Annotated in this window: 24 protein-coding genes; 11 read left to right on the forward strand and 13 right to left on the reverse strand. The window is 51.7% G+C overall.

Annotation, left to right across the window (positions count from 1 at the left end):
- On the forward strand, positions 1 to 151 hold a 151-nt coding region (locus ACJHWK_RS09040; RefSeq protein WP_032198582.1), incomplete at its 5' end, for an IS3 family transposase.
- Between the two features lie 97 nt (positions 152 to 248).
- Here the strand turns inward: ACJHWK_RS09040 and cbpM are convergent.
- Positions 249 to 554 (reverse strand): chaperone modulator CbpM, encoded by a 306-nt coding sequence (gene cbpM / locus ACJHWK_RS09045; RefSeq protein ID WP_000024560.1) that lies wholly within the window; start codon positions 552 to 554, stop codon positions 249 to 251.
- Positions 554 to 1,474 (reverse strand): curved DNA-binding protein, encoded by a 921-nt coding sequence (gene cbpA / locus ACJHWK_RS09050; protein ID WP_000420641.1) that lies wholly within the window; start codon positions 1,472 to 1,474, stop codon positions 554 to 556. Before cbpA ends, cbpM begins: the two co-directional genes overlap by 1 nt.
- Positions 1,475 to 1,733: 259 nt before the next feature.
- On the opposite strand from cbpA, the gene ACJHWK_RS09055 reads away from it, so the two are divergent.
- Both ACJHWK_RS09055 and agp read left to right on the forward strand, forming a co-directional pair.
- Positions 1,734 to 2,990, forward strand: a complete 1,257-nt coding sequence (locus tag ACJHWK_RS09055; protein WP_001522824.1) for a YccE family protein — start codon at positions 1,734 to 1,736, stop codon at positions 2,988 to 2,990.
- Between the two features lie 292 nt (positions 2,991 to 3,282).
- The gene (agp, locus tag ACJHWK_RS09060) at positions 3,283 to 4,524 is read left to right on the forward strand and encodes a bifunctional glucose-1-phosphatase/inositol phosphatase (RefSeq protein ID WP_001522825.1); all 1,242 of its coding nucleotides are present in this window, start codon (positions 3,283 to 3,285) and stop codon (positions 4,522 to 4,524) included.
- Positions 4,525 to 4,561: 37 nt separating this feature from the next.
- Here the strand turns inward: agp and ACJHWK_RS09065 are convergent, their stop codons facing one another.
- Both ACJHWK_RS09065 and wrbA read right to left on the reverse strand, forming a co-directional pair.
- Entirely contained in the window at positions 4,562 to 4,789 is a 228-nt protein-coding gene (locus ACJHWK_RS09065) for a YccJ family protein (protein ID WP_001143120.1), read from the reverse strand.
- 20 nt (positions 4,790 to 4,809) lie between these two features.
- Positions 4,810 to 5,406 carry an NAD(P)H:quinone oxidoreductase gene (gene wrbA, locus ACJHWK_RS09070; protein WP_410234823.1) on the reverse strand — a complete coding sequence of 199 codons (597 nt, stop codon included), beginning with the start codon at positions 5,404 to 5,406 and terminating at the stop codon, positions 4,810 to 4,812.
- Between the two features lie 372 nt (positions 5,407 to 5,778).
- Here wrbA and ACJHWK_RS09075 point away from each other — a divergent pair, with 372 nt between their 5' ends.
- Positions 5,779 to 5,952, forward strand: coding sequence for a general stress protein (locus tag ACJHWK_RS09075; protein ID WP_001273658.1), 174 nt, complete (start codon positions 5,779 to 5,781; stop codon positions 5,950 to 5,952).
- 82 nt (positions 5,953 to 6,034) lie between these two features.
- On the opposite strand, the gene rutG is transcribed toward ACJHWK_RS09075, so the two are convergent.
- The 7 genes from rutG to rutA are packed head-to-tail and all read right to left on the reverse strand — an operon-like array spanning position 6,035 to position 11,477.
- A complete protein-coding gene (gene rutG, locus ACJHWK_RS09080) occupies positions 6,035 to 7,363 on the reverse strand; it encodes a pyrimidine utilization transport protein G (protein ID WP_021523061.1) in 1,329 nt (442 codons plus the stop codon).
- 20 nt (positions 7,364 to 7,383) lie between these two features.
- Positions 7,384 to 7,878: an NADH-dependent FMN reductase RutF gene (rutF, locus tag ACJHWK_RS09085; protein WP_001028095.1), complete on the reverse strand. Its 495-nt coding sequence runs from the start codon at positions 7,876 to 7,878 to the stop codon at positions 7,384 to 7,386.
- Between the two features lie 10 nt (positions 7,879 to 7,888).
- Entirely contained in the window at positions 7,889 to 8,479 is a 591-nt protein-coding gene (locus ACJHWK_RS09090; protein ID WP_001001172.1) for a malonic semialdehyde reductase, read from the reverse strand.
- On the reverse strand, positions 8,476 to 9,288 hold the full coding sequence (rutD, locus tag ACJHWK_RS09095) for a pyrimidine utilization protein D (RefSeq protein WP_001522827.1): 813 nt from the start codon (positions 9,286 to 9,288) through the stop codon (positions 8,476 to 8,478). The genes ACJHWK_RS09090 and rutD overlap by 4 nt, the downstream gene beginning before the upstream one ends.
- A gap of 7 nt (positions 9,289 to 9,295) precedes the next feature.
- Positions 9,296 to 9,682, reverse strand: coding sequence for a 3-aminoacrylate deaminase (gene rutC / locus ACJHWK_RS09100; RefSeq protein ID WP_001126780.1), 387 nt, complete (start codon positions 9,680 to 9,682; stop codon positions 9,296 to 9,298).
- An 11-nt stretch (positions 9,683 to 9,693) separates the two neighbouring features.
- Positions 9,694 to 10,386 (reverse strand): peroxyureidoacrylate/ureidoacrylate amidohydrolase RutB, encoded by a 693-nt coding sequence (rutB, locus tag ACJHWK_RS09105; RefSeq protein ID WP_001445752.1) that lies wholly within the window; start codon positions 10,384 to 10,386, stop codon positions 9,694 to 9,696.
- Positions 10,386 to 11,477 carry a pyrimidine utilization protein A gene (rutA, locus tag ACJHWK_RS09110; RefSeq protein WP_001522828.1) on the reverse strand — a complete coding sequence of 364 codons (1,092 nt, stop codon included), beginning with the start codon at positions 11,475 to 11,477 and terminating at the stop codon, positions 10,386 to 10,388. The genes rutB and rutA overlap by 1 nt, the downstream gene beginning before the upstream one ends.
- Before the next feature lie 287 nt (positions 11,478 to 11,764).
- Here rutA and rutR point away from each other — a divergent pair, with 287 nt between their 5' ends.
- On the forward strand, positions 11,765 to 12,403 hold the full coding sequence (rutR, locus tag ACJHWK_RS09115; protein ID WP_410234824.1) for an HTH-type transcriptional regulator RutR: 639 nt from the start codon (positions 11,765 to 11,767) through the stop codon (positions 12,401 to 12,403).
- Positions 12,404 to 12,442: 39 nt separating this feature from the next.
- On the opposite strand, the gene putA is transcribed toward rutR, so the two are convergent.
- Positions 12,443 to 16,405, reverse strand: coding sequence for a trifunctional transcriptional regulator/proline dehydrogenase/L-glutamate gamma-semialdehyde dehydrogenase (putA, locus tag ACJHWK_RS09120; protein ID WP_001522830.1), 3,963 nt, complete (start codon positions 16,403 to 16,405; stop codon positions 12,443 to 12,445).
- Between the two features lie 54 nt (positions 16,406 to 16,459).
- Between putA and ACJHWK_RS09125 the strand changes: the two genes are divergently transcribed.
- The 6 genes from ACJHWK_RS09125 (at position 16,460) to phoH (ending at position 23,690) form a co-directional block, all read left to right on the forward strand.
- Positions 16,460 to 16,669: a hypothetical protein gene (locus tag ACJHWK_RS09125; RefSeq protein WP_000979516.1), complete on the forward strand. Its 210-nt coding sequence runs from the start codon at positions 16,460 to 16,462 to the stop codon at positions 16,667 to 16,669.
- A 158-nt stretch (positions 16,670 to 16,827) separates the two neighbouring features.
- On the forward strand, positions 16,828 to 18,336 hold the full coding sequence (putP, locus tag ACJHWK_RS09130) for a sodium/proline symporter PutP (RefSeq protein WP_001522832.1): 1,509 nt from the start codon (positions 16,828 to 16,830) through the stop codon (positions 18,334 to 18,336).
- A 653-nt stretch (positions 18,337 to 18,989) separates the two neighbouring features.
- A complete protein-coding gene (gene efeU / locus ACJHWK_RS09135; RefSeq protein ID WP_000497942.1) occupies positions 18,990 to 19,820 on the forward strand; it encodes an iron uptake transporter permease EfeU in 831 nt (276 codons plus the stop codon).
- Between the two features lie 57 nt (positions 19,821 to 19,877).
- The gene (gene efeO / locus ACJHWK_RS09140; protein ID WP_000154395.1) at positions 19,878 to 21,005 is read left to right on the forward strand and encodes an iron uptake system protein EfeO; all 1,128 of its coding nucleotides are present in this window, start codon (positions 19,878 to 19,880) and stop codon (positions 21,003 to 21,005) included.
- A gap of 5 nt (positions 21,006 to 21,010) precedes the next feature.
- Complete coding sequence (gene efeB / locus ACJHWK_RS09145) at positions 21,011 to 22,282, forward strand: iron uptake transporter deferrochelatase/peroxidase subunit (RefSeq protein WP_170886297.1); 1,272 nt, start codon at positions 21,011 to 21,013, stop codon at positions 22,280 to 22,282.
- 619 nt (positions 22,283 to 22,901) lie between these two features.
- Positions 22,902 to 23,690, forward strand: a complete 789-nt coding sequence (gene phoH, locus ACJHWK_RS09150) for a phosphate starvation-inducible protein PhoH (RefSeq protein WP_170886296.1) — start codon at positions 22,902 to 22,904, stop codon at positions 23,688 to 23,690.
- A 49-nt stretch (positions 23,691 to 23,739) separates the two neighbouring features.
- On the opposite strand, the gene pgaD is transcribed toward phoH, so the two are convergent.
- Complete coding sequence (gene pgaD, locus ACJHWK_RS09155) at positions 23,740 to 24,153, reverse strand: poly-beta-1,6-N-acetyl-D-glucosamine biosynthesis protein PgaD (RefSeq protein ID WP_001061098.1); 414 nt, start codon at positions 24,151 to 24,153, stop codon at positions 23,740 to 23,742.
- Position 24,154: the final 1 nt, after the last annotated feature.

Raw genomic sequence — 24,154 nt, forward strand, 5'->3', positions numbered from 1 at the left:
AATGTACTATCGCCGGGACTACAGAAGTGTAGAAGAGCTGGAAAATGCCGTTAACGAATACATAACTTACTGGAATCAAAAAAGAATAAAACTCAGTCTTGGGGGACTCAGCCCGGTAGAATACCGGACTGAGTATCAAAAAGCCGGTTAACTGAAACTGTCCAGGTTTTGGGGTTCAGTTCATTTAGCGTCGCATCAGGCATCAGGGCGCAGTTGCCGGATGCGTCATCACATCCGGCAAACACACATCACGGATGAGCTACAAACCGGGAAAGCCGCTGGCGTAGCAGGCGGTTTTCCTGCTTCAGGTGCGCAATATCATCCATTAACGTCAGCGCCACCGCGATCCCCGGCCAGTCCAGAGCCAGTTCATGACGCAGGCGTACTGCGCGTTGCACCACAATGGCGGCATGGTCGTCAAATACCCAGGTTGTTTCCTGGATCTCACGCGGTTCAACCACTCCCAAACCGACAATTTCATTCAACTCCTCTTCAGAGATGCCGGTATGCAGGCAAAATTCGGTAATAGTAAAAGTCACCGTAACATTAGCCATCATGCTTTCCCCCAATCTTTACGTGGATCAAAAGACGACTGGGCGTCTGCCAGTTGTTGCCACAGCGCGGCAGTGTTTTCATCCGGTTTCGGCGGCATCACGATTTTCAGTACCGCATACAGATCGCCGGTCTGTTTTTTGCTCACCAGACCTTTGCCTTTAACGCGCAATCGTTGCCCGGCCTGACTGCCAGGTGGGATAGTCAGCAAAATGCTTTCTTTCAGTGTTGGAACGGTGACTTTAGCACCCAGCGCCGCTTCCCACGGGCTAACCGGCACCACAATTTCCAGATCCTGGCCGACAATATCGAACAGCGGATGTGGCGCAATATGAATCACCAGCCACAAATCGCCATTTGGACCGCCGTTTTCGCCCGGCGTCCCCTGGCCTTTCAGGCGGATGCGTTGACCATTGCCGACGCCCGCCGGGATCTTCACATTCAGCGTTTTCGGGATTTCCTGTTCGATCATGCCAAAGGCGTTATAAACCGGCAGGTTATAGCTGATGGTACGCTTATGCTCAGTAAGCGTTTCTTCGAGGAATACCGCCACTTCGATTTCAATATCGTGGCCGCGTGTGGCGGGGCGTTGACGGCTCTGGCGGGCATGCTGACCGAAAATTGACGAGAAGATATCGTCAAAATCTTCGGCGTTAAAACTCTGACCGTCTCCATGCTGGAACTGACGGCTAAATTGCGGATCGTTGCGATGTTGCCACATCTGATCATACTCAGCGCGACGTTGTTCATCACTTAACACTTCCCAGGCTTCAGCGACCTCTTTGAAGCGGGCTTCGGCATCCGGTTCTTTGCTGACATCAGGATGGTATTTGCGGGCCAGTCGACGATAGGCGGTCTTGATTGTCTTGAGATCGTCCGTCGGTTTTACGCCCATGATGGCGTAATAATCCTTTAATTCCATAGCGTTATCTCGCGTAAATCAACACAAATTGAAGGAACCCCTGTAAGGTAACTCCTATAAGTGTAGGGTAATCCTCAAAATTTCATATGCCAACACAGAATATGTTATTGAAATCATCGCGGAGAGGAGGTCGCCTCAAGGTGGGGTGCTGAACATATTTTAAACAGGTGAAAAAGGGTGAGCGATTTTTGATAGTTGAACCAGGCACTTTAAGTTTTACTAGTGCGTCATTATTTATTAAATTTTATAGGCGCTATATATGGGTAGTAATATACATGGAATTAGTTGCACTGCAAATAATTATTTGAAACAAGCCTGGCACAATATAAAAAAAGAGCACGAAAAAAATCAAACATATTCAATCACGCTTTTTGAAAACACACTGGTGTGTTTTATGCGGTTGTATAAAGAAATCAGACGTCAAAAAGCTGAAGACTACATTCCATGCCTGGAATGCGAATCACTAGAAAAAGAATTTGAGGAAATGCAGAATGATAATGATTTATCATTATTTTTGAGAACATTGCGTACTAATGATACAAAAATTTATTCAGGGGTTTCAGGAGGTATGACATATACTATACAATATATTCAAGATATTGATGTTGTTAGAGTGTCCTTGCCGGGCAGAGCTTCAGAGTCTATCACAGATTTTAAAGGTTATTATTGGTATGGCTTTATGGAATATATTGAAAACATTAATGCGTGTGATGATGTTTTTTCTGAGTATTGTTTAGAAGATGAAAATATAAGTGTCCAGCCAGAACAGATAAATACGCCGGGAATATCTGATTTAGATACTGGTATTGATTTGTCTGGTATATCTTTTATTCAGAGTGAAATTAATAAAACTTATGAATTAAAATACGCTCCAGTAGATGGCGATGGATATTGTCTGTTAAGAGCCATACTGGTTTTAAAACAACATGATTATTCATGGGCGCTGGGCAGTCATAAGACGCAAAAGGAAGTATACGAAGAGTTTATTAAAATTGTTGATAAACCAACAATCGAGGCTCTTGTTGATGCTGCATTTTGTGATCTCAGGGAAGATGTTAAGACATTATTTGGCGTTGATCTGCAATCTGACAACAAAATTCAGGGTGTGGGTAGTCTTATGTCATGGAGCTTTCTGTTTTTTAAAAAAGAATTCATTGATAGTTGCTTGAATAACGAAAAATGTATCCTGCATTTACCCGAGTTTATATTTAATGATAACAAGAATTTGCTTGCTTTAGATACCGACACGTCGGATAGGATTAAAGCGGTGAAGAATTTTCTTGCTGTTCTTTCAGATAGCATTTGCTCATTATTTATTGTTAATAGTAATGTGGCATCAATCTCCTTGGGAAATGAATCCTTTTCAACAGATGAAGATCTTGAGTATGGTTATTTAATAAATACCGGCAATCATTATGACGTTTACCTCCCTCCTGAACTTTTTGCTCAGGCTTACAAGTTAAACAATAAGGAAATGAATGCGCAACTTGACTATTTAAATCGTTATGCAATTTAATGGCAAAGGCATATGCTAAAAACCATTGTTATTAGTCTCACACTTTTTTATTGTTAAATATTGTCTCTGTATTGGTAACGCCGCAGATATTCTGTTTAGCCACGGGTGCAATTATCAGCGGCGTACGCGAGGCAGGGGCTAATCAGGCATAGTTTGCGTCAAACCTTGCCTGTTTTTGAAGATGTATATAGAAAAACAGGTTTTCAACAAGCCATTTTGCGAACCTGTTCCCGGAAAAAAGTCATATTTCTGTCACACTCTTTAGTGATTGATAACAAAAGAGGTGCCAGGAATGAACAAAACGCTAATCGCCGCAGCTGTGGCAGGGATATTTTTACTCGCTTCAAATGCTCAGGCACAAACCGTACCGGAAGGCTATCAGCTGCAGCAAGTGCTCATGATGAGCCGCCATAACTTACGAGCGCCGCTGGCCAATAATGGCAGCGTGCTGGAGCAGTCAACGCCGAATAAATGGCCAGAATGGGACGTCCCCGGTGGGCAACTCACCACCAAAGGTGGCGTGCTCGAAGTGTATATGGGCCATTACATGCGTGAATGGCTGGCAGAACAGGGGATGGTGAAATCGGGGGAATGCCCGCCGCCGGACACCGTTTATGCCTATGCCAATAGTCTGCAACGTACCGTTGCGACTGCACAGTTCTTTATTACCGGCGCATTCCCCGGGTGTGATATTCCTGTGCATCACCAGGAAAAAATGGGCACTATGGACCCAACCTTTAACCCAGTGATCACCGATGATTCCGCCGCATTCAGTGAACAGGCGGTGGCGGCAATGGAGAAAGAGCTCAGCAAACTCCAGCTTACCGACAGCTACCAGCTACTGGAAAAAATCGTTAACTATAAAGATTCCCCTGCCTGTAAAGAGAAACAACAATGTTCGCTGGTGGATGGCAAAAATACCTTTAGCGCGAAGTATCAACAAGAACCAGGTGTTTCCGGGCCGCTGAAAGTCGGCAACTCGCTGGTAGATGCGTTTACTTTGCAATACTACGAAGGTTTTCCGATGGATCAGGTGGCCTGGGGAGAAATCAAATCTGACCAGCAGTGGAAGGTGTTGTCGAAGCTGAAAAACGGTTACCAGGACAGCCTGTTTACCTCACCGGAGGTGGCGCGCAATGTTGCGAAACCGCTGGTCAGTTATATCGATAAAGCCCTGGTCACCGATCGCACCAGCGCTCCAAAAATCACGGTGTTAGTTGGGCATGACTCCAACATTGCCTCTCTGTTAACGGCGCTGGATTTCAAACCGTATCAGTTGCATGACCAGAACGAACGCACGCCGATTGGCGGCAAAATCGTTTTCCAGCGTTGGCATGACAGCAAAGCCAATCGCGATTTGATGAAAATTGAATATGTTTATCAGAGTGCGGAACAGTTACGTAATGCCGATGCGTTAACCCTTCAGGCACCTGCGCAGCGCGTGACGCTGGAATTAAGCAGTTGCCCGATAGATGCCAACGGTTTCTGTCCGATGGATAAGTTTGATAGCGTGTTGAATGAAGCGGTGAAATAACAGAAAACTCCCCCGTTCGCTACGGGGGAGTCGCTGGTTAAACGTTTTTACGTTCGATGGTCTGTTCGCCCCAAAAAAGCGAATCTTTATCGGTCTTAGCAAAGGCTTTGACTAACACTTCATCGCTACCTTCTTCCCAAATCTTTTCTGCCATTTTTTCGTCGTACCCGGCGACTTCGAAAATGGCCTCGGCTATTTCCGGCGACGTATTGCGCAGAGATGCCCATTCACCGACGTGATGAGCTTTCGCTTCTTGAGTTGGCATGCGTATCCTCCTGTTGAAGATTAGCCGTTAAGTTTAACTACCAGACCTGCGACATATTCCCCTTGATAACGAGCAATAGACAGTTCTTCCTGGCTGGGCTGGCGTGAACCGTCACCGCCTGCGATGGTGGTTGCGCCGTACGGCGTACCGCCGCGAACCTGTGAAACGTCAAATAATTCCTGCGCTGCGTAGCCAATGGGGACAATCACCATGCCGTGATGCGCAAGGGTCGTCCAGGTTGAAGTAATAGTTTGTTCCTGACCGCCGCCAGTACCGGTGGAACTAAAGACGCTCGCCAGTTTTCCGTATAGTGCGCCGGAAGCCCACAGGCCGCCCGTCTGGTCGAGGAAGGTACGCATTTGACCGGACATGTTGCCAAAGCGGGTAGGTGTACCAAAAATAATGGCGTCGTAATCGGCCAGTTCTTGCGGGGTTGCAACCGGTGCAGTTTGCGTTTTACCGCCTGCTTTTTCAAATAATTGCGGCGGCATGGTTTCCGGTACACGCTTAACGACAACTTCTGCGCCATCCACTTTGCTTGCACCCTCAGCAACTGCGCGTGCCATCGTTTCAATATGTCCGTACATGGAATAATAAAGCACCAGAACTTTAGCCATTTCTAACCACTCCTCGTGTTATCTCTATTCCGTAGCGATTCGCTACCACTTATTTAAAGATAAGACGTCCTTTTCAGAGTGCAAATTTCACAACCACTTATTTGATTTATAACAACTTTCACAAGCACGTAATTTTGTCGCAAAATGACACATTTTTATCTCATTGCGTTTTTTTAATCATAAGAGCGGCTTATGGATAATTATTGGAAATGATATCTATTCTCGCTAAGAAGCTGTTGCAGGATATTACTAAATGCGGGTCTGCCCGCGTCAGTTCACTAAGCTTAGTCCCACGTAGCGAAAATATGGCAGCCGCCATACGCCGCGTTAATTCTATGCAATATGATGTCTATACCCAGACGGAGGTCAGTAATGGCAAACCATCGAGGCGGTTCCGGCAATTTTGCAGAAGACCGCGAAAGAGCATCAGAAGCAGGTAAAAAAGGTGGACAGCACAGCGGGGGTAATTTCAAAAATGACCCGCAGCGCGCATCTGAAGCAGGTAAAAAAGGTGGCAAGAGCAGTCACGGCAAAAGCGACAACTAGCCGGGCTAATCAATGACGCATGCATTTTTGTCTGAAGCTCGTCAAAAAGTCATCACCGCCGGTTACCCCGGCGGTTTTCTATTTATGGCTCCTGATGAACAACTTCTGGCGGTGGAACGTCAACCAACCTTCTGCTTAACAACGCATTGAGTAAAATCGCGCCAAAGGTTGCTGTACCGATCCCTCCCAACGTAAAACCGCCCAGCGTGAGAGCAAAATCACCCGCGCCCAGCACTAAGGTTACTGCGACCATAATCAAATTACCGTTCTGGCTTAAATCGACACGGTTTTGTACCCAGATCCTTGCGCCTGCGACGGCAATCAGCCCGAACACAACAATTGATGCACCACCAATCACCGGTGCTGGAATGGTATGAATCAGCGCGCCAAATTTCGGCGAAAAGCCCAACAGCATGGCGATGACGGCAGCAGCAACAAACACCAGCGTCGAGTAGACTTTTGTCACGTCCATCACACCGATATTTTCAGCATAGGTGGTCACGCCGCTACCGCCGACAGAGCCGGAAAGCATCGTTGCCAGCCCATCGCCCACGAATGCCCGCCCCATATATGGATCCATATTGCGTCCGGTCATCCCGGCGACCGCCTTGAGATGACCTAAGTTTTCTGCCACCAGAATCACCGCCACGGGCGCAATCAGCATCATTGCCTGACCATTAAAAGCAGGAGTGGAAAAATGTGGCAAACCGAACCAGGCAGCATGGCTGACGAGAGTAAAATCGACGGCTTTTCCCAGCCCTAAAACGTTGGTCATCACGCCATACAGCAGACAGGCGACAATTAATCCTACGAGAATCAATAATCGCTGGATCATGCCACGGGTAAACACCGCCACCAGCCCAATACACAGCACTGTCATTACCGCCATCCAGCTATCAAAGGCCGAAGCCGATACACTTTTCACTGCGATAGGCGCTAAGTTCAGGCCAATCGCCATCACCACCGCACCCGTCACCACTGGCGGCATCAGTCGTTCAATCCAGCGCGTACCGATTTTCATCACCACCAGGCCAATGACGGTATAAACCAGCCCACAGGCGATAATCCCGCCCAGCGCAATGCTGATATTCGGGTTAATGCCCTGACCGTTAAAGCCCGTCGCGGCGATCACCACGCCGACAAAAGCCGCGCTGGAGCCGAGATAACTGGGGACGCGCCCGCCGGTAATAAAGAAAAACAGTAACGTGCCGATCCCCGACATCAAAATGGAAAGATTGGGATCCAGCCCCATCAGAATAGGCATTAACACCGTCGCGCCAAACATCGCCACCGCGTGTTGAACGCCCATTACTGCCGTCTGAGCAAACGGCAATCGTTCATCCGGCGCGACCACGCCGCTCTCTGTAGAGGTCGATTTTAACTGCCAGTGAGAAAAACCGAACATTGCCATCAGCTGTCTCCTTAAGGAGGTTAACAAGCAGGACGCATCAACGCGTGATAACTGCGATCGAACCACACCAGCCCGTAGGGGGTGGCGTGACGATGAATCGCTTCTATGGCACAAAACAGAATGTCGTGGGTGCCGACGCTCACCACCTGGCTGATACGGCAGTCAAACGAAACCAGTGCCTCTTCCAGTTGCGGGCATCCGGTCACACCAGTCTGCCAGCGGGCGGCGGCAAAGCGGTGTTCCATGGGCGTTTTGCCGCCAAAAAGGTTTGAAAGCGGCTCCTGTCCGGCGCTAAGTGTATTTACACACAGCGTTCGATTTTCATTGAATACCGGCCAGACGGATGCCCCACGATTCAGACACACCAGTAATGTGGGCGGCGTGTCGGTCACGCTGCAGACGGCGCTGGCGGTGAACCCGGCGCGCCCGGCTGGACCGTCCGTGGTGATGATATTGACCGCCGCGCCCATGCAGGACATCGCATCGCGAAAAGTTTGTTGATCGACAATGTTCATAGTTTGCTCCTTACAACAGCCCGCAGGCTTCCTCAAAGGACAGACGTGGCAGGCGCGCATAAAGCTTGCTGCTATCGCCATAGCCGATATTAATCAGCAGATTGCTCTTCAGCGTGCTGCCCGTAAAAAAGGCGTCGTCCACGTGTTGACGGTCAAAGCCGGACATCGGGCCGGTATCCAGCCCCAGCGCCCGGCAGGCGACGATCAGATAGGCCGCCTGCATGGAACTGTTGCGAAACGCTGTTTCTTCGGCAAGTTGTGGGCTGGAGGTAAACCAACTGCGGGCATCGCCGTGAGGAAACAGCTGTGGTAACCGTTCATAAAATTCACTGTCCCAGGCGACGATCGCGGTGACGGGCGCGGTCAGGGTTTTTTGCAGATTGCCGCTGGAAAGCGCCGGGCGCAGACGTTCTTTTCCTTCTGCAGTGCGGATAAACACGATCCGTGCCGGAGAACAGTTAGCTGATGTCGGCCCCCATTTCATCAGAGCATAAATCTCCCGTAACGTCTCATCGCTGACGGGTGTCTCCCGCCAGCCGTTGTGAGTGCGGGCATCGGTGAATAGGGTGCTAAGCGCACCAGGGCTAACGGCTTCGTTCATAGCAATTCCTTACAGGCGGCTTCACGGTGATGTAACAGGCTGGCAAGCCCGTTGAGTAACAGAGCATTAAACGTTTCGGGATCGGTCACGTTGCAGGCGTGTCCGCCATAGCGCATCACCATTTTCTGGCTATCGGGCAGGGCGGCATGAAGTTCACTGGAACATGCTGATGGCACCAGCAGATCATCACTGGCGCAGATGATTTGCACCGGGCAGCGGATGCGATCCGCATGGCGACTAAAGTCAGCGCGTTTGAGGGCGTTAAGTCGACGCAGTAAATTATTTTTGCCCTGAAAATGCGCCAGTGCCAGCGCGTCTTCAGCTTCCAGGCGAGGTGCGCGGGCCGCCATCCAGTCGGCGGGATAGAGGAACAATGGCTGAGCTTCCACCCATGCCTGCGCGCCGCCGCTATGTAGTAACTTCTCGCGAACCTGAAAACAGCGGCGCGTATGGGCGTTTATTCGTAGCCAGCCGTTAACGCTGACCAGCATAGTTACCGACGCGGGATAATCCAGCGCCAGCTGCATTCCCACCAGCGCACCGAGCGCATGGCCGACCACCGCGTAACGCTCAATCCCTGCGGCTACCAGCGCCTGATGCAGTTCCGCTGCCATCTGGGCGATACTGTAATCTTCTGCCAGCGTGTCGGGATTATTGCCGGTGCCGCGCTGGTCGTAACAGACTATCTGATACTCCTGCTCCAGCACCGCCAGTTGCGGTAACCAGTAACTGCCGCTACCGCCAAGACCCGAAATCAACACCACTACGGGCGCATCAGCATAAGGGGGAGGTGAGAGTGAAAGTTTCATCGCGGCCTCACTTGGCGATATGCGCAATTGTGGCGATTTCCACCAGCGCATCAGGTTTTACCAGTCCGCACTGAATGCAGAATCGCGCCGGTTTGTCACCCGGGAAAAACTCGGCGTAGATTTCGTTAATCGCGGCGTAATTTTTCCAGTCGGTAATAAAGATGCTGTTGAAGGTCACATCCGCCATCGTGCCACCCGCCGTCTCGATCACCTTGCGGATGGTTTCCAGAACGTGGCGGGTTTGCGCCTTTGGGTCATCGGCAAACAGCACGTTATTATGTTGATCAAAAGCCAGCGTACCGGAGACATACACCACGCCATCAGCCAACGTGCCGGGAACGAAGGGGGCCAGCGGTGCGCTGCTGCCAGCGGGAATAATTACGGATTTTGGCATCGTTAAACTCCTTAAGCGATACGAGCAAAGGACGTGGGAGAAAGCGCGTCGCAGAACGTTTCGACGTCGCTGACCCAGCCAAAAAAGGTTTCGATATTGAATAACGCGGCTTTCTGTGCAAATTCCGGCCCCGCCTGGTGTGTTGCGTCTTCCAGCACCACGCCGAAATACTCCAGAAAAAAGCCATCGCGTAGCGTCGATTCGACGCAGACGTTGGTAGCGATACCGGTGAAAACCAGATGGCGTATTCCACGGCTGCGCAAAATGCTGTCCAGCGGCGTATTGAAGAAACCGCTGTAGCGCGGCTTCGGCAGCACAATATCGCCAGGCTGCGGCACCAGTTCATCCACCAGTTGATAATCCCAGGAGCCTTTCGCCAGCAATTTCCCTTGTAGCTGCGGCTGCTTACGCATGGTTTTCAGGGCGTTCGATTTATGAAAATTTGGTGAGCCGGGGCCGCCAGCCTCGACATACTGTGCATCCCAGCCATTTTGAAACCAGATAATCAACATCCCTGCCGCTCGCGCTGCGGTCACGGCGGTTTGAATGTTGGCAATGACCGGGCGAGTGGTTGAGACATCAAACCCGGCGAGATCTAAGTAGCCGCCTGGCGTGGCATAAGCGTTTTGCATATCCACCACGATCAGCGCACTTTGCTGCGGATCGAAGGTAATGGCTTCCGGTCGAGCGGTTAAGATTGTCATCATGCCACCTCCTGAGTCAGCGCAGGGAGATGGGCGCGGCACTGCATCAGTGGTTGAATGCGCTCGCCGAAGGTTTCGATTCCCGACAGAAAATCATCGAAGGTCAACAGCACGCCTTCGGCACTAGGCACGCTTGCGACTTCATCTAACATGCGCGCGACACTGGCGTAAGAACCGACTAACGTCCCCATGTTGATGTTTACCGCCGAAGTGGGATCGGCCATCTGACGGACGTTGGTGTCAGTACCGGAGCGGGTATCTTTCTGACTTTGTTCGGTTAGCCAGCTTAACGCCTCTTCATCCGCGCCCGCTTTGTAGTGTTCCCATTTGGTGCGAGCGGCATCGTCGGTTTCGTCGGCAATCACCATAAACAACACATAAGAGCCAACGTCGCGCCCGGTTTGCTCTGCGGCCTGTTTCATCCGCGCAGCGGTCGGGGCGAAAGCCGTGGGTGTATTTACGCCTTTGCCGAAACAGAAGTTGAAATCGGCATACTGAGCGGAGAACGCCATGCCAGCGTCGCTTTGCCCGGCGCAGATCACTTTCATGGGTACGCTCGGTTGCGGACTGACGCGACAATCATTCATGGTGAAAAAATCGCCTTTAAAATTGCTTTTGCCCGTGCCCCACAGGTCGCGCAGCACCTGAACATATTCGGTGAGATAGTCGTAACGACGGGAGAAATAGTCATCGCCAGGCCAGATACCCATCTGCTCATACTCAGGCTTTTGCCAGCCAGTCACGAGGTTGACGCCAAAACGCCCGCCAGAGATGGAGTCAATGGTTGCGGCCATACGGGCGACGATTGCCGGAGGTAACGTTAAGGTGGCGGCAGTGGCGTAAATCTGAATGCGCGAGGTGACGGCCGCCAGCCCCGCCATCAAGGTGAACGACTCAAGGTTGTGATCCCAGAACTCAGTTTTGCCGCCAAAGCCACGCAGTTTGATCATCGACAGGGCGAAGTCGAAATGGTAGTGCTCCGCTTTTTGCACAATGGCTTTATTCAGTTCAAAGGTCGGCATGTACTGCGGCGCGTGGGTCGAAATGAGCCAGCCGTTGTTGCCAATAGGTACGAATACGCCAATTTTCATCATCAACCTCTCTTCGTCTCGTAAAGTGAAAGTCAGACGGGGCGCTGCATCCTGCATATCCTTTTCAGCCGCGTAATGGTTTGTTTGCAAAGCGGATGCCAGTTTTTAAAAAGTGAATGTTATTAATATGTTAATGTTAAGTTGTCTAAAATATCTGGAAAAAAGTGGACTAAACGGTCAAAACAGTTGCACATAAAACATGCATCCGTGCGCGATGAAAGTGCAGAAGGTCGAGGCCGGGCAGGGGTTTTGCTATCCTGTTGCCAATCTACAAGAGGGGAGAGCGCATGACGCAAGGCGCAGTGAAAACAACGGGTAAACGTTCGCGCGCAGTGAGCGCGAAGAAAAAAGCGATTCTTAGCGCAGCACTGGACACTTTTTCACAATTCGGTTTTCACGGCACAAGGCTGGAGCAGATCGCAGAGTTGGCAGGCGTTTCAAAAACCAATTTGCTGTATTACTTCCCGTCAAAAGAGGCGCTGTATATAGCCGTACTGCGGCAGATTCTCGATATCTGGCTGGCACCGTTAAAAGCGTTTCGTGAAGATTTCGCCCCGCTGGCGGCGATCAAAGAGTACATCCGTCTGAAGCTGGAAGTCTCACGCGATTATCCGCAGGCTTCACGTCTGTTTTGTATGGAGATGCTGGCAGGCGCACCGCTGTTAATGGATGAACTGACGGGTGATTTGAAAGCATTAATTGATGAGAAATCGGCGCTGATTGCCGGTTGGGTCAAAAGCGGCAAACTCGCGCCGATTGATCCGCAGCATTTGATTTTTATGATTTGGGCTTCCACTCAACATTACGCCGATTTCGCCCCTCAGGTGGAGGCGGTGACAGGCGCGACGTTGCGCGATGAGGTATTTTTCAATCAAACGGTTGAAAACATGCAGCGGATTATTATTGAGGGGATTCGACCACGTTAAAGATGCCGGAGGAGGTTGTAACATCCTCCGGCTTCCTGCTTAACCGATCGTCATTAAACTGGCGTTACCGCCAGCGGCAGCGGTATTCACACTCAGCGAACGCTCGATATACAGCCGTTCCAGCAGGATATTGCTTTCGCCACGGGCAAAACCCTGCACCGAAACAATTGCGCCATCCCGCGCGGCAACTGCTTCACACAATGCGCGAAGCTGATCCGAATCACCGTGGAAGATCACCGCATCAAACGGTTGAGCGGTTATATTTTCCGCTTTCGCCAGTTGAATACGTTCGCTGACTGCCGATGGCAATGCCTTCACTAACTGACGATGCAGCGCGTCATCCGGCCACAGCACCTGGCTGCCCACCGCCAGCACGGCGGCGAGCTGAGTCAGCGCATCCTGCTCATCATCCGCAATACACAACACGCGCTCGCGCGGCAGCAGCGTCCAGGTGTTGCGTTCACCCGTCGGCCCTGGCAGCAATCGTTGTGTTCCTGCCTGCGCCAGCTCGCCATATTGCGTACATAACGCCTGCAATTCTGGACGGTTTGCCGCCCATTCCCGCAGTGCATTTAGCGGCTGAGTCAATGCGGCTTTCAACTGCACATCGACCGGATACTCTGCATCCTGACGCGCGAGCGTCACTGCCAGTGCACTTTCCGGGCGATTCGCCAGCAGACGGTAGAGATAGAGCGGACCGCCTGCTTTCGGCCCGGTACCGGACAACCCTTCGCCGCCGAATGGCTGCACACCCACCACTGCGCCCACCATATTACGGTTAACGTACAGGTTACCGACATGGGCCGAGCCAGTGACCTGGGCGATGGTTTCATCAATGCGCGTGTGGACGCCAAGCGTCAGACCATAACCGGAAGCGTTAATCTGCTCGATCAGCTCCGGCAGCTGGTTACGGTTATAACGCACCACATGCAGCACCGGACCAAAGACCTCTTTTTGCAATTCGGCAAAATCATCCAGTTCGATAAGCGTCGGCGCGACAAAGGTGCCGCTTTGCCATTCACGGGCATCTTCGCTGTTTTCCCGCACCGCCTGGAACACCGGACGGCCTTTGCTACGCATGGTCTGAATATGACGCTCGATATTGGCTTTCGCTTCGCTATCAATCACCGGACCGATATCGGTGGTCAGGCGACCCGGATTACCCATCCGGCATTCGGCCATTGCGCCGCGCAGCATTTTCAACGTGTGGTCGGCAATCTCATCTTGCAGGCACAGCACGCGCAGTGCCGAACAACGCTGACCCGCACTGTCGAACGCCGAGGCCAGCACATCTATTACGACTTGTTCGGTCAGTGCTGAAGAATCGACAATCATCGCGTTCATGCCGCCGGTTTCAGCGATGAGCGGAATAGGGCGACCCTGAGCGTCGAGGCGGCTGGCGATATTGCGTTGCAGTAACGTAGCGACTTCGGTTGAACCGGTAAACATCACCCCGCGCACGCGATCATCACCCGTCAGTTGCGCGCCCACGGTTTCACCCTGACCTGGCAGCAATTGCACCACGCCTGGCGGTACACCCGCTTCCAGCAAAATGGCGATCCCTTGCGCGGCAATCAGCGGCGTTTGTTCTGCCGGTTTTGCCAGTACGCTGTTACCTGCCGCCAGTGCGGCAGCGATCTGCCCGGTGAAAATAGCCAGCGGGAAGTTCCACGGACTGATACACACCACAGGCCCTAATGGACGGTGGGTTTCGTTAGCGAAATCATCCCGCACCTGTCCGGCGTAGTAGTGGAGAAAATCGACCGCTTCACGCACTTCGGCAATGGCGTTACTGAAGGTTTTTCCGGCTTCACGCACCAGAATACCAATCAGTTGCTGCATCTGGCTTTCCATCAGCACGGCAGCGCGATGCAAAATTGCCGCGCGTTCAGCCGGAGGCGTGGCAAACCAGATTGGTGCGTTATTAACCGCACTTTCCAGCGCCTGTTCTACTTCACTCGGCGTGGCTTCGCGCACATAGCCCACAATATCTTTCGGCTCTGCCGGGTTAATAACGGGCGACATCTCACCAGCCGCGACCGATTGTTCCAGCATTGGCAAGGCCTGCCATTTTTGCAGTGCACTATTGAGCAGGGCAGAAGAGAGCGATGCCAGACGGTGTTCGTTAGCGAGATCCAGCCCTGCCGAGTTGTCGCGCCCGTGACCGTAAAGATCGCGCGGCAGGGGAATTTTCGGATGTGGTAATCCAGTTTGCCCTTCCTGTTGCGCCAGTTTTTCTACAGCAGTGACCGGATCGGCAACCAGTTCATCCAGAGGCAAAGAGGTGTCAGCAATACGGTTAACAAACGAGGTGTTAGCACCGTTTTCCAGCAGGCGACGCACCAGATACGCCAGCAGCGTTTCATGGGTACCGACAGGAGCATAAATACGACACGGACGGTTAAGTTTGCCGTCGGCAACTTTCCCGGTGACCTGCTCATACAGTGGCTCGCCCATACCGTGCAGGCACTGGAACTCGTACTGACCCGGGTAGTAGTTCTGACCCGCCAGTTGATAAATTGCCGCCAGCGTATGGGCGTTATGCGTTGCGAACTGCGGGTAGATTAGATTCGGCACCGCCAGCAGCTTTTTCGCACAGGCGAGATATGAAACGTCGGTATACACCTTGCGGGTATAAACCGGATAACCTTCAAGGCCGTCCATCTGCGCGCGCTTGATTTCACTATCCCAGTACGCGCCTTTCACCAGGCGAATCATCAGACGGCGACGGCTGCGGGTGGCGAGATCAATCAGGTAATCAATCACCAGTGGGCAGCGTTTTTGATAAGCCTGAATAACAAAACCGATGCCGTTCCAGCCTGCCAGTTCCGGCTCGAAACAGAGTTTTTCCAGCAGATCGAGGGAGATCTCCAGACGATCGGCCTCTTCGGCATCGATGTTAATACCAATATCGTACTGACGCGCCAGCAGGGTGAGTGATTTCAGACGTGGGTAAAGCTCTTCCATTACCCGGTCATACTGGGCGCGGCTGTAACGCGGATGCAGCGCCGACAGCTTGATTGAAATGCCCGGACCTTCATAGATGCCACGACCATTGGACGCTTTACCAATGGCGTGAATCGCCTGCTGATAGGAAACCATATACGCCTGTGCATCTGCGGCGGTCAGCGCGGCTTCGCCCAGCATATCGTAAGAGTAACGGAAACCTTTCTCTTCCAGCTTGCGGGCATTGGCTAACGCTTCCGCGATGGTTTCGCCAGTGACGAACTGCTCGCCCATCAGGCGCATCGCCATATCCACACCTTTGCGGATCAGCGGTTCACCGCTCTTACCGATAATGCGGTTCAGCGAGCGTGAGAGGCTGGCTTCGTTATGGGTGGAAACCAGTTTGCCAGTAAAAAGCAGCCCCCAGGTCGCGGCATTAACAAACAGGGACGGGCTACGACCAATGTGTGACTGCCAGTTACCGTTGCTGATTTTGTCGCGAATTAACGCGTCGCGGGTGGCTTTGTCGGGAATACGCAACAACGCTTCTGCCAGACACATCAGCGCCACGCCTTCCTGCGATGACAGCGAAAACTCCTGCAATAACCCCTGGACCATACCTGCGCGACCACTGGCATTTTTTTGATTACGCAGTTTATCGGCCAGTTGATATGCCAGTTTATGCGCCTGTTCAGCAATCGGCTGCGGCAGGCGAGCTTGTTCCAGCAACATAGAAACCGCTTCGGTTTCCGGGCGGCGATAGGCAGCGGTGATCGCGGCGCGGGAAACCGACTGGGGCAAAATTTGCTCGGCAAAGTCGAGGAAAGGCTGGTGTGGTTCCTCTGCCGGAGTCGGTGCTTCATCGCTCTCATTGGCAGCGCCAGAGAGCAGCGCAGGTAGCTCCGGAAGAGTATCGCTGTTTTCCAGTTGTTCAAGATAAGAAAAAATCGCCTGCTTAATTAACCAGTGTGGCGTGCGATCGATACGTGTCGCGGCAGACTTAATACGCTCACGCGTCGCGTCGTCCAGCTTAACCCCCATGGTGGTGGTTCCCATGCCATTACTCCTGTTGTTCTGAAAGGTGCAACTTAACGTTATCGTGAAATATCCATGATGTTGCAACTTTGTGCAACCATGTTAAATGTGACCTGCGTAGCAAGCTTAAAAATGAATGAAATGTTAATAAAAGAAATCGATATGACAGGGATTAAAAAAATAACTCAGACTTTTTCTCTGCGGCAGTTAACATTTTTGAAAGGTGCAACCGCAAAAAATGTGAGAGAGTGCAACCTGATGAAAAATAGTGTCGCTGAGCACTAAAATTTAATGTAAATGGTGTGTTAAATCGATTGTGAATAACCAGCGCTTCCGGCAGGATACGGTCGCCCTGGTAAAACATAAACTCTGCTACCCCGTTCCGGTGGCAGATATAACGGCAAGTTTCGACATTGCCGATAATAATTTTTTGGAGACTTTAGATGGCTATTAGCACACCGATGTTGGTGACATTTTGTGTCTATATCTTTGGCATGATATTGATTGGGTTTATCGCCTGGCGATCAACGAAAAACTTTGACGACTATATTCTGGGCGGACGTAGCCTTGGGCCATTCGTGACGGCATTATCGGCGGGTGCATCGGATATGAGCGGCTGGCTGTTAATGGGGTTGCCGGGCGCGGTTTTTCTTTCCGGGATTTCCGAAAGCTGGATCGCCATTGGCCTGACATTAGGCGCGTGGATTAACTGGAAGCTGGTGGCCGGGCGGTTGCGTGTGCATACCGAATACAACAATAACGCCTTAACATTGCCGGATTATTTTACCGGGCGCTTTGAAGATAAAAGCCGTATTTTGCGCATTATCTCCGCGCTGGTGATTTTGCTGTTCTTCACCATTTATTGCGCTTCGGGCATCGTGGCAGGCGCGCGTCTGTTTGAAAGTACCTTTGGCATGAGCTACGAAACGGCTCTGTGGGCGGGCGCTGCGGCGACGATCCTTTACACCTTTATTGGTGGCTTCCTTGCAGTGAGCTGGACTGACACTGTACAGGCCAGCCTGATGATTTTTGCCCTGATCCTGACGCCGGTTATCGTAATCATTAGCGTTGGTGGGTTTGGCGACTCGCTGGAAGTGATCAAACAAAAGAGCATCGAAAACGTCGATATGCTCAAAGGACTGAACTTTGTTGCCATTATCTCGCTGATGGGCTGGGGGCTGGGTTACTTCGGGCAGCCGCACATCCTGGCGCGTTTTATGGCGGCGGATTCTCACCACAGCATTGTCCATGCGCGTCGTATCAGTATGACCTGGATGATCCTCTGCCTGGCAGGGGCGGTGGCTGTCGGCTTCTTTGGTATTGCTTACTTTAATGAGCACCCGTCGGTAGCAGGTGCGGTAAACCAGAATGCTGAACGTGTGTTTATCGAACTGGCGCAAATTCTGTTTAACCCGTGGATTGCCGGGATTCTGCTGTCGGCGATTCTGGCGGCGGTAATGTCAACCTTAAGTTGCCAGCTGCTGGTGTGCTCCAGTGCGATTACCGAAGATTTATACAAAGCGTTTCTGCGTAAACAGGCCAGCCAGAAAGAGCTGGTGTGGGTAGGGCGTGTGATGGTGCTGGTGGTGGCGCTGGTGGCCATTGCGCTGGCGGCAAACCCGGAAAACCGCGTGCTGGGCTTAGTGAGCTACGCGTGGGCAGGCTTTGGCGCGGCGTTTGGTCCGGTGGTGCTGTTCTCGGTGATGTGGTCACGCATGACGCGCAACGGTGCGCTGGCGGGGATGATCATCGGTGCGCTGACGGTTATCGTCTGGAAACAGTTCGGCTGGCTGGGTCTGTACGAAATTATTCCGGGCTTTATCTTTGGTAGTATCGGGATTGTAGTGTTTAGTTTGCTGGGTAAAGCGCCGTCAGCGGCGATGCAAAAACGCTTTGCCGAGGCCGATGCGCACTATCATTCGGCTCCGCCGTCACGGTTGCAGGAAAGCTAAGGGACTTAGCCTGCGGCGGTTTTGTTTGGCTTCAGCAGCGGGTTGCGCTCCCTTAATGTGCATCGCCATATAAATTGAATGGTGCAGGGGGCGGCCAATCGCCGCCACCCCCTGCACCCCGGGCTCTGGCGAACAAAATCGCCGCTGCGCGGTACCTTCAGCTTATCCCCTTCGGCTACCGGGTCGGGCGCGAGGTAATGTCCTGTAAGACGCGCCCTCAGCCCACATCCATGTGGGCTGCCCCGGCCTTCGGGGAACGCTTCAGCGACTTTGACGCCACCAACACCCGAGCTGTTATTATGTTCCGGGCAAAAAGTTAGATTTGATAATCGCGGATGGACGAAATTGCTTGATACACCCGCTTATCAGTTTTACATGGAAGCTCTGATGCATTGAGTCTGGACAGTTTTGTCGGCTGGATAAGGCGTTTACGCGGCATCTGGCAAGAACACATGGCTCGTTGTAAACAATCCCATCTTTGTACCTGGAATAATCGTTTATATTCCCTGGCATTACCTCTCTTTGTTTACATTCCAACATCATTTTATAAACATTCCGCTTGTATTTTTCTTTGCCGTAATGATAATCGCTATCACTGCGATTTACTTTTCTTTGCATAGATTGACTCAGAAAAACGTTTAAGGGTGGGTGGCATGTTTGTTCCATTTCTCATTATGTTGCGCGAAGGACTTGAAGCCGCGCTGATTGTCAGTTTGATCGCCAGCTATCTTAAGCGTACCCAGCGAGGCCGATGGATTGGTGTGATGTGGATTGGCGTGTTGCTTGCCGCTGCGTTGTGCCTGGGCTTGGGTATCTTCATTAACGAAACCACCGGCGAATTTCCGCAAAAAGAACAGGAACTGTTTGAAGGTATCGTGGCGGTGATCGCCGTGGTGATCCTTACCTGGATGGTTTTCTGGATGCGCAAAGTGTCGCGCAACGTCAAAGTACAACTGGAGCAGGCAGTCGATAGCGCATTGCAGCGTGGAAATCATCATGGCTGGGCGCTGGTGATGATGGTCTTTTTTGCCGTTGCAAGGGAGGGGCTGGAGTCGGTCTTTTTCCTGCTGGCGGCGTTTCAACAAGATGTCGGGATCTGGCCGCCGCTGGGTGCAATGCTCGGTCTTGCTACAGCCGTGGTGCTCGGCTTCCTGCTCTACTGGGGCGGTATTCGCCTCAATCTTGGTGCATTTTTTAAATGGACCAGCCTGTTTATTCTCTTCGTCGCCGCAGGGCTGGCGGCTGGTGCCATTCGCGCATTTCATGAAGCCGGATTGTGGAACCACTTTCAGGAAATCGCCTTCGATATGAGTGCGGTGCTCTCAACTCACTCGCTGTTTGGCACGCTGATGGAAGGGATTTTTGGCTATCAGGAAGCGCCAAGTGTCAGCGAAGTCGCCGTCTGGTTTATTTATCTCATCCCGGCGCTGGTGGCATTTGCTCTGCCACCACGCGCAGGGGCGACAGCGTCTCGCTCTGCGTAGCAAATATGACGCAAACTCTTGCTTAGTTACAACATACTTTAAAGGGATAGTCTCGTCATGACCATTAACTTCCGCCGTAACGCATTGCAGTTGAGCGTGGCTGCGCTGTTTTCTTCTGCTTTTATGGCTAACGCCGCTGATGTGCCGCAGGTCAAAGTGACCGTGACGGATAAGCAGTGCGAACCGATGACCATTACGGTTAACGCCGGGAAAACACAGTTCATTATTCAGAACCACAGCCAGAAGGCGCTGGAGTGGGAGATCCTCAAAGGCGTGATGGTGGTGGAAGAGCGGGAAAATATCGCCCCTGGTTTTAGCCAGAAAATGACGGCGAATTTACAGCCTGGCGAATACGATATGACCTGCGGTCTGCTGACTAACCCGAAAGGGAAGTTGATCGTCAAAGGTGAGGCAACGGCGGATGCGGCGCAAAGTGATGCGCTGTTAAGTCTTGGTGGTGCAATTACTGCATATAAAGCGTATGTCATGGCGGAAACCACGCAGCTGGTGACCGACACCAAAGCCTTTACCGACGCTATTAAAGCAGGCGATATCGAAAAAGCAAAAGCACTGTATGCGCCGACGCGCCAGCACTATGAGCGCATTGAACCGATTGCTGAACTGTTCTCCGATCTGGATGGTAGCATTGACGCCCGTGAAGATGATTACGAGCAAAAAGCCGCCGATCCAAAATTCACCGGTTTCCACCGTCTGGAAAAAGCATTGTTTGGCGATAACACCACTAAAGGGATGGATAAGTATGCCGACCAGCTTTATACCGATGTGGTCGATTTGCAAAAACGCATCAGTGAACTGGCTTTCCCACCTTCAAAAGTGGTCGGCGGTGCAGCCGGACTGATTGAGGAAGTGGCAGCCAGCAAAATCAGCGGTGAAGAAGATCGCTACAGCCACACCGATCTGTGGGATTTCCAGGCTAACGTTGAAGGCTCGCAGAAAATTGTCGATCTGCTGCGTCCACAACTGCAAAAGGCCAACCCGGAACTGCTGGCAAAAGTCGATGCCAATTTCAAAAAGGTCGATACCATTCTGGCGAAATACCGTACTAAAGACGGTTTTGAAACCTACGACAAATTGACCGATGCTGACCGTAATGCGCTGAAAGGGCCGATTACTGCGCTGGCGGAAGATCTGGCGCAACTTCGCGGTGTGCTGGGGCTGGATTAAACGTTATGCAGTATGAAGATGAAAACGGCGTGAATGAACCGTCACGCCGACGTTTACTGAAAGGGATTGGTGCGCTGGCGCTGGCGGGAAGTTGTCCGGTCGCTCATGCACAAAAAACGCAAAGTGCACCGGGCACGCTTTCACCGGATGCACGCAATGAGAAACAGCCGTTTTATGGTGAGCATCAGGCAGGGATCCTGACGCCACAACAGGCCGCAATGATGCTGGTGGCGTTTGATGTGCTTGCCAGCGATAAAGCCGATCTTGAAAGGTTGTTTCGCTTGTTGACTCAGCGTTTTGCTTTTCTGACTCAGGGCGGAGCGGCACCAGAAACGCCAAATCCGCGCCTGCCTCCACTCGATTCCGGCATTCTTGGCGGCTACATTGCGTCCGATAATCTCACCATAACGTTATCGGTGGGCCACTCATTGTTTGATGAGCGGTTTGGCCTTACACCGCAGATGCCGAAAAAGTTGCAGAAAATGACGCGTTTCCCCAACGACTCGCTGGATGCGGCGTTATGTCATGGTGATGTGTTGCTACAAATTTGCGCCAACACCCAGGACACGGTGATCCATGCGCTGCGCGATATCATCAAACACACGCCGGATTTGCTCAGCGTGCGCTGGAAGCGGGAAGGGTTTATTTCCGATCATGCAGCGCGTAGTAAAGGCAAAGAGACGCCGATTAATTTGCTGGGTTTCAAAGACGGCACTGCCAATCCCGATAGCCAGAATGATAAGTTGATGCAACAAGTGGTGTGGGTGACGGCAGATCAGCAGGAGCCTGCGTGGACAATCGGCGGCAGCTACCAGGCGGTGCGGTTGATTCAGTTTCGGGTGGAGTTTTGGGACAGAACGCCACTGAAAGAACAGCAGACGATTTTTGGTCGCGACAAACAAACCGGTGCGCCGCTGGGAATGCAGCATGAGCATGATCTTCCCGATTACGCCAGCGATCCGGAGGGGAAGGTGATTGCGCTGGACAGCCATATCCGGCTGGCGAATCCCCGCACGCCAGAGAGTGAGTCCAGCCTGATGCTGCGTCGTGGCTACAGTTATTCGTTGGGCGTCACCAACTCCGGACAACTGGATATGGGGCTACTGTTTGTCTGCTATCAACACGATCTGGAAAAAGGCTTCCTGACAGTACAAAAAAGGCTCAATGGCGAAGCGCTGGAGGAATACGTTAAACCTATCGGCGGCGGTTATTTTTTTTCGCTGCCGGGAGTGAAGGACGCGAACGATTATCTCGGAAGCGCGTTATTGCGGGTTTAATGTGTTTAGGCGGATAAGGCGTTCGTGCGCAGATGCCTGATGCGACGCTTGCGCGTCTTATCATGCCTACAATCGGTGCGGGTTTGGTAGGCTGGATCAGGCGTTCACGCCGCATCCGGCGTTCGTGCGCTGATGCCTGATGCGAATCCTGCTGAAAGCACACAGCTTTTTTCATCACTGTCATCACTCTGTCATCTTTCCAGTAGAAACTAATGTCACTGAAATGGTGTTTTGTAGTTAAATATAAGTGAATATATTGTTGCAATGAATGCGAGATCTGTTGTACTTATTAAGTAGCAGCGGAAGTTCCCGGCAGTGATAGTCAGTCACTATGGAGATCGCGGATGGTAACGTCCTGTTCTGGACAATGTTTTGTTAAGCAAGGCTCCACCACTCGCGGAGATTTCTCCTCCGGTAGCAACTTCGTCACTCTGTATTTTTCTCACTTCCTCTCTTTACTCGTGTTACCGACGCCGCAAACGGTGTGCGTAGCCGTTTTTCGGCATTTTATCCAAAAGCAAACTATGGCTTACAAGGAAGCCAACCCTCTGATGTTCGTGCGCATAATCGCGCTGCCAACGGCGCGTGTGATGAATACAAACAACTCAAGGTGCTCTCCATGGGAAGACAAAAAGCAGTGATCAAAGCTCGTCGCGAGGCAAAACGTGTGCTGAGACGGGATTCGCGCAGCCATAAGCAGCGTGAAGAAGAATCGGTCACCTCGCTTGTGCAGATGAGCGGCGTAGAAGCCATTGGTATGGCCCGCGACAGTCGCGATACCTCGCCCATCCTCGCGCGAAATGAAGCGCAATTGCACTATCTGAAGGCTATTGAGAGTAAGCAGCTGATATTCGCCACGGGCGAAGCCGGGTGCGGAAAAACCTGGATCAGCGCAGCAAAAGCGGCAGAGGCCCTGATACATAAGGATGTCGACAGGATTATCGTCACCCGTCCAGTTCTGCAAGCCGATGAAGATCTTGGCTTCTTACCTGGAGATATCGCAGAAAAGTTTGCTCCCTATTTTCGTCCGGTCTACGACGTGCTGGTCCGGCGCTTAGGGGCTTCCTTTATGCAGTACTGCCTGCGACCGGAAATAGGGAAGGTGGAAATTGCGCCGTTCGCCTATATGCGTGGACGTACCTTTGAAAATGCAGTCGTCATTCTTGACGAGGCGCAGAATGTGACTGCCGCGCAAATGAAAATGTTTTTAACCCGCCTCGGGGAGAACGTGACGGTTATCGTCAACGGTGATATCACGCAATGCGATTTGCCTCGCGGCGTGCGCCCCGGATTAAGTGACGCGCTGGAACGTTTCGAAGAAGATGAAATGGTCGGGATCGTCCGATTCGGTAAAGAGGATTGCGTACGTTCGGCACTTTGCCAACGTACGCTACATGCATACAGTTAAGTGTATTATCGGCGCAGAGCCCGGGCGAACCGGGCTTTGTTTTGGGTGTTTACGCCCGGACTAGCGCTTTTTCTGAAACCACCATTTTTATTTGCCCCTGCCTGGTGAAGTGTACGCTCATCCTGTGGCTTTTTTGTAGTTGCTGATAGAGCTCATCAGGTATTGCTAAGCTCTCAGCATATTCTTGCGGCGTATATTGGTAGGCTGCATGATGCTGCTGTTTTTGAAAACGTAGCTTATTGTACAGCGCCCAGACAATTAACACGACGGCATTCGCCACTGCCAGCAAAAAATAGAACTGAAGTCGGCTTCTGGCCTCGCTTTGCCAGTAATAACCCGTCAGCAGATCCATGGCGAATAAGAATATGAACAAAGCAAATAATGTCCATAAGATGGTTGTGGCAACATAATCAACCATTAAACGTACTGGCGATTGTCGGGTCGTAATAATTAAATTGTTCATA

It is taken from the genome of Escherichia sp. WS547, assembly GCF_046486065.1.
GTDB lineage: Bacteria > Pseudomonadota > Gammaproteobacteria > Enterobacterales > Enterobacteriaceae > Escherichia > Escherichia coli.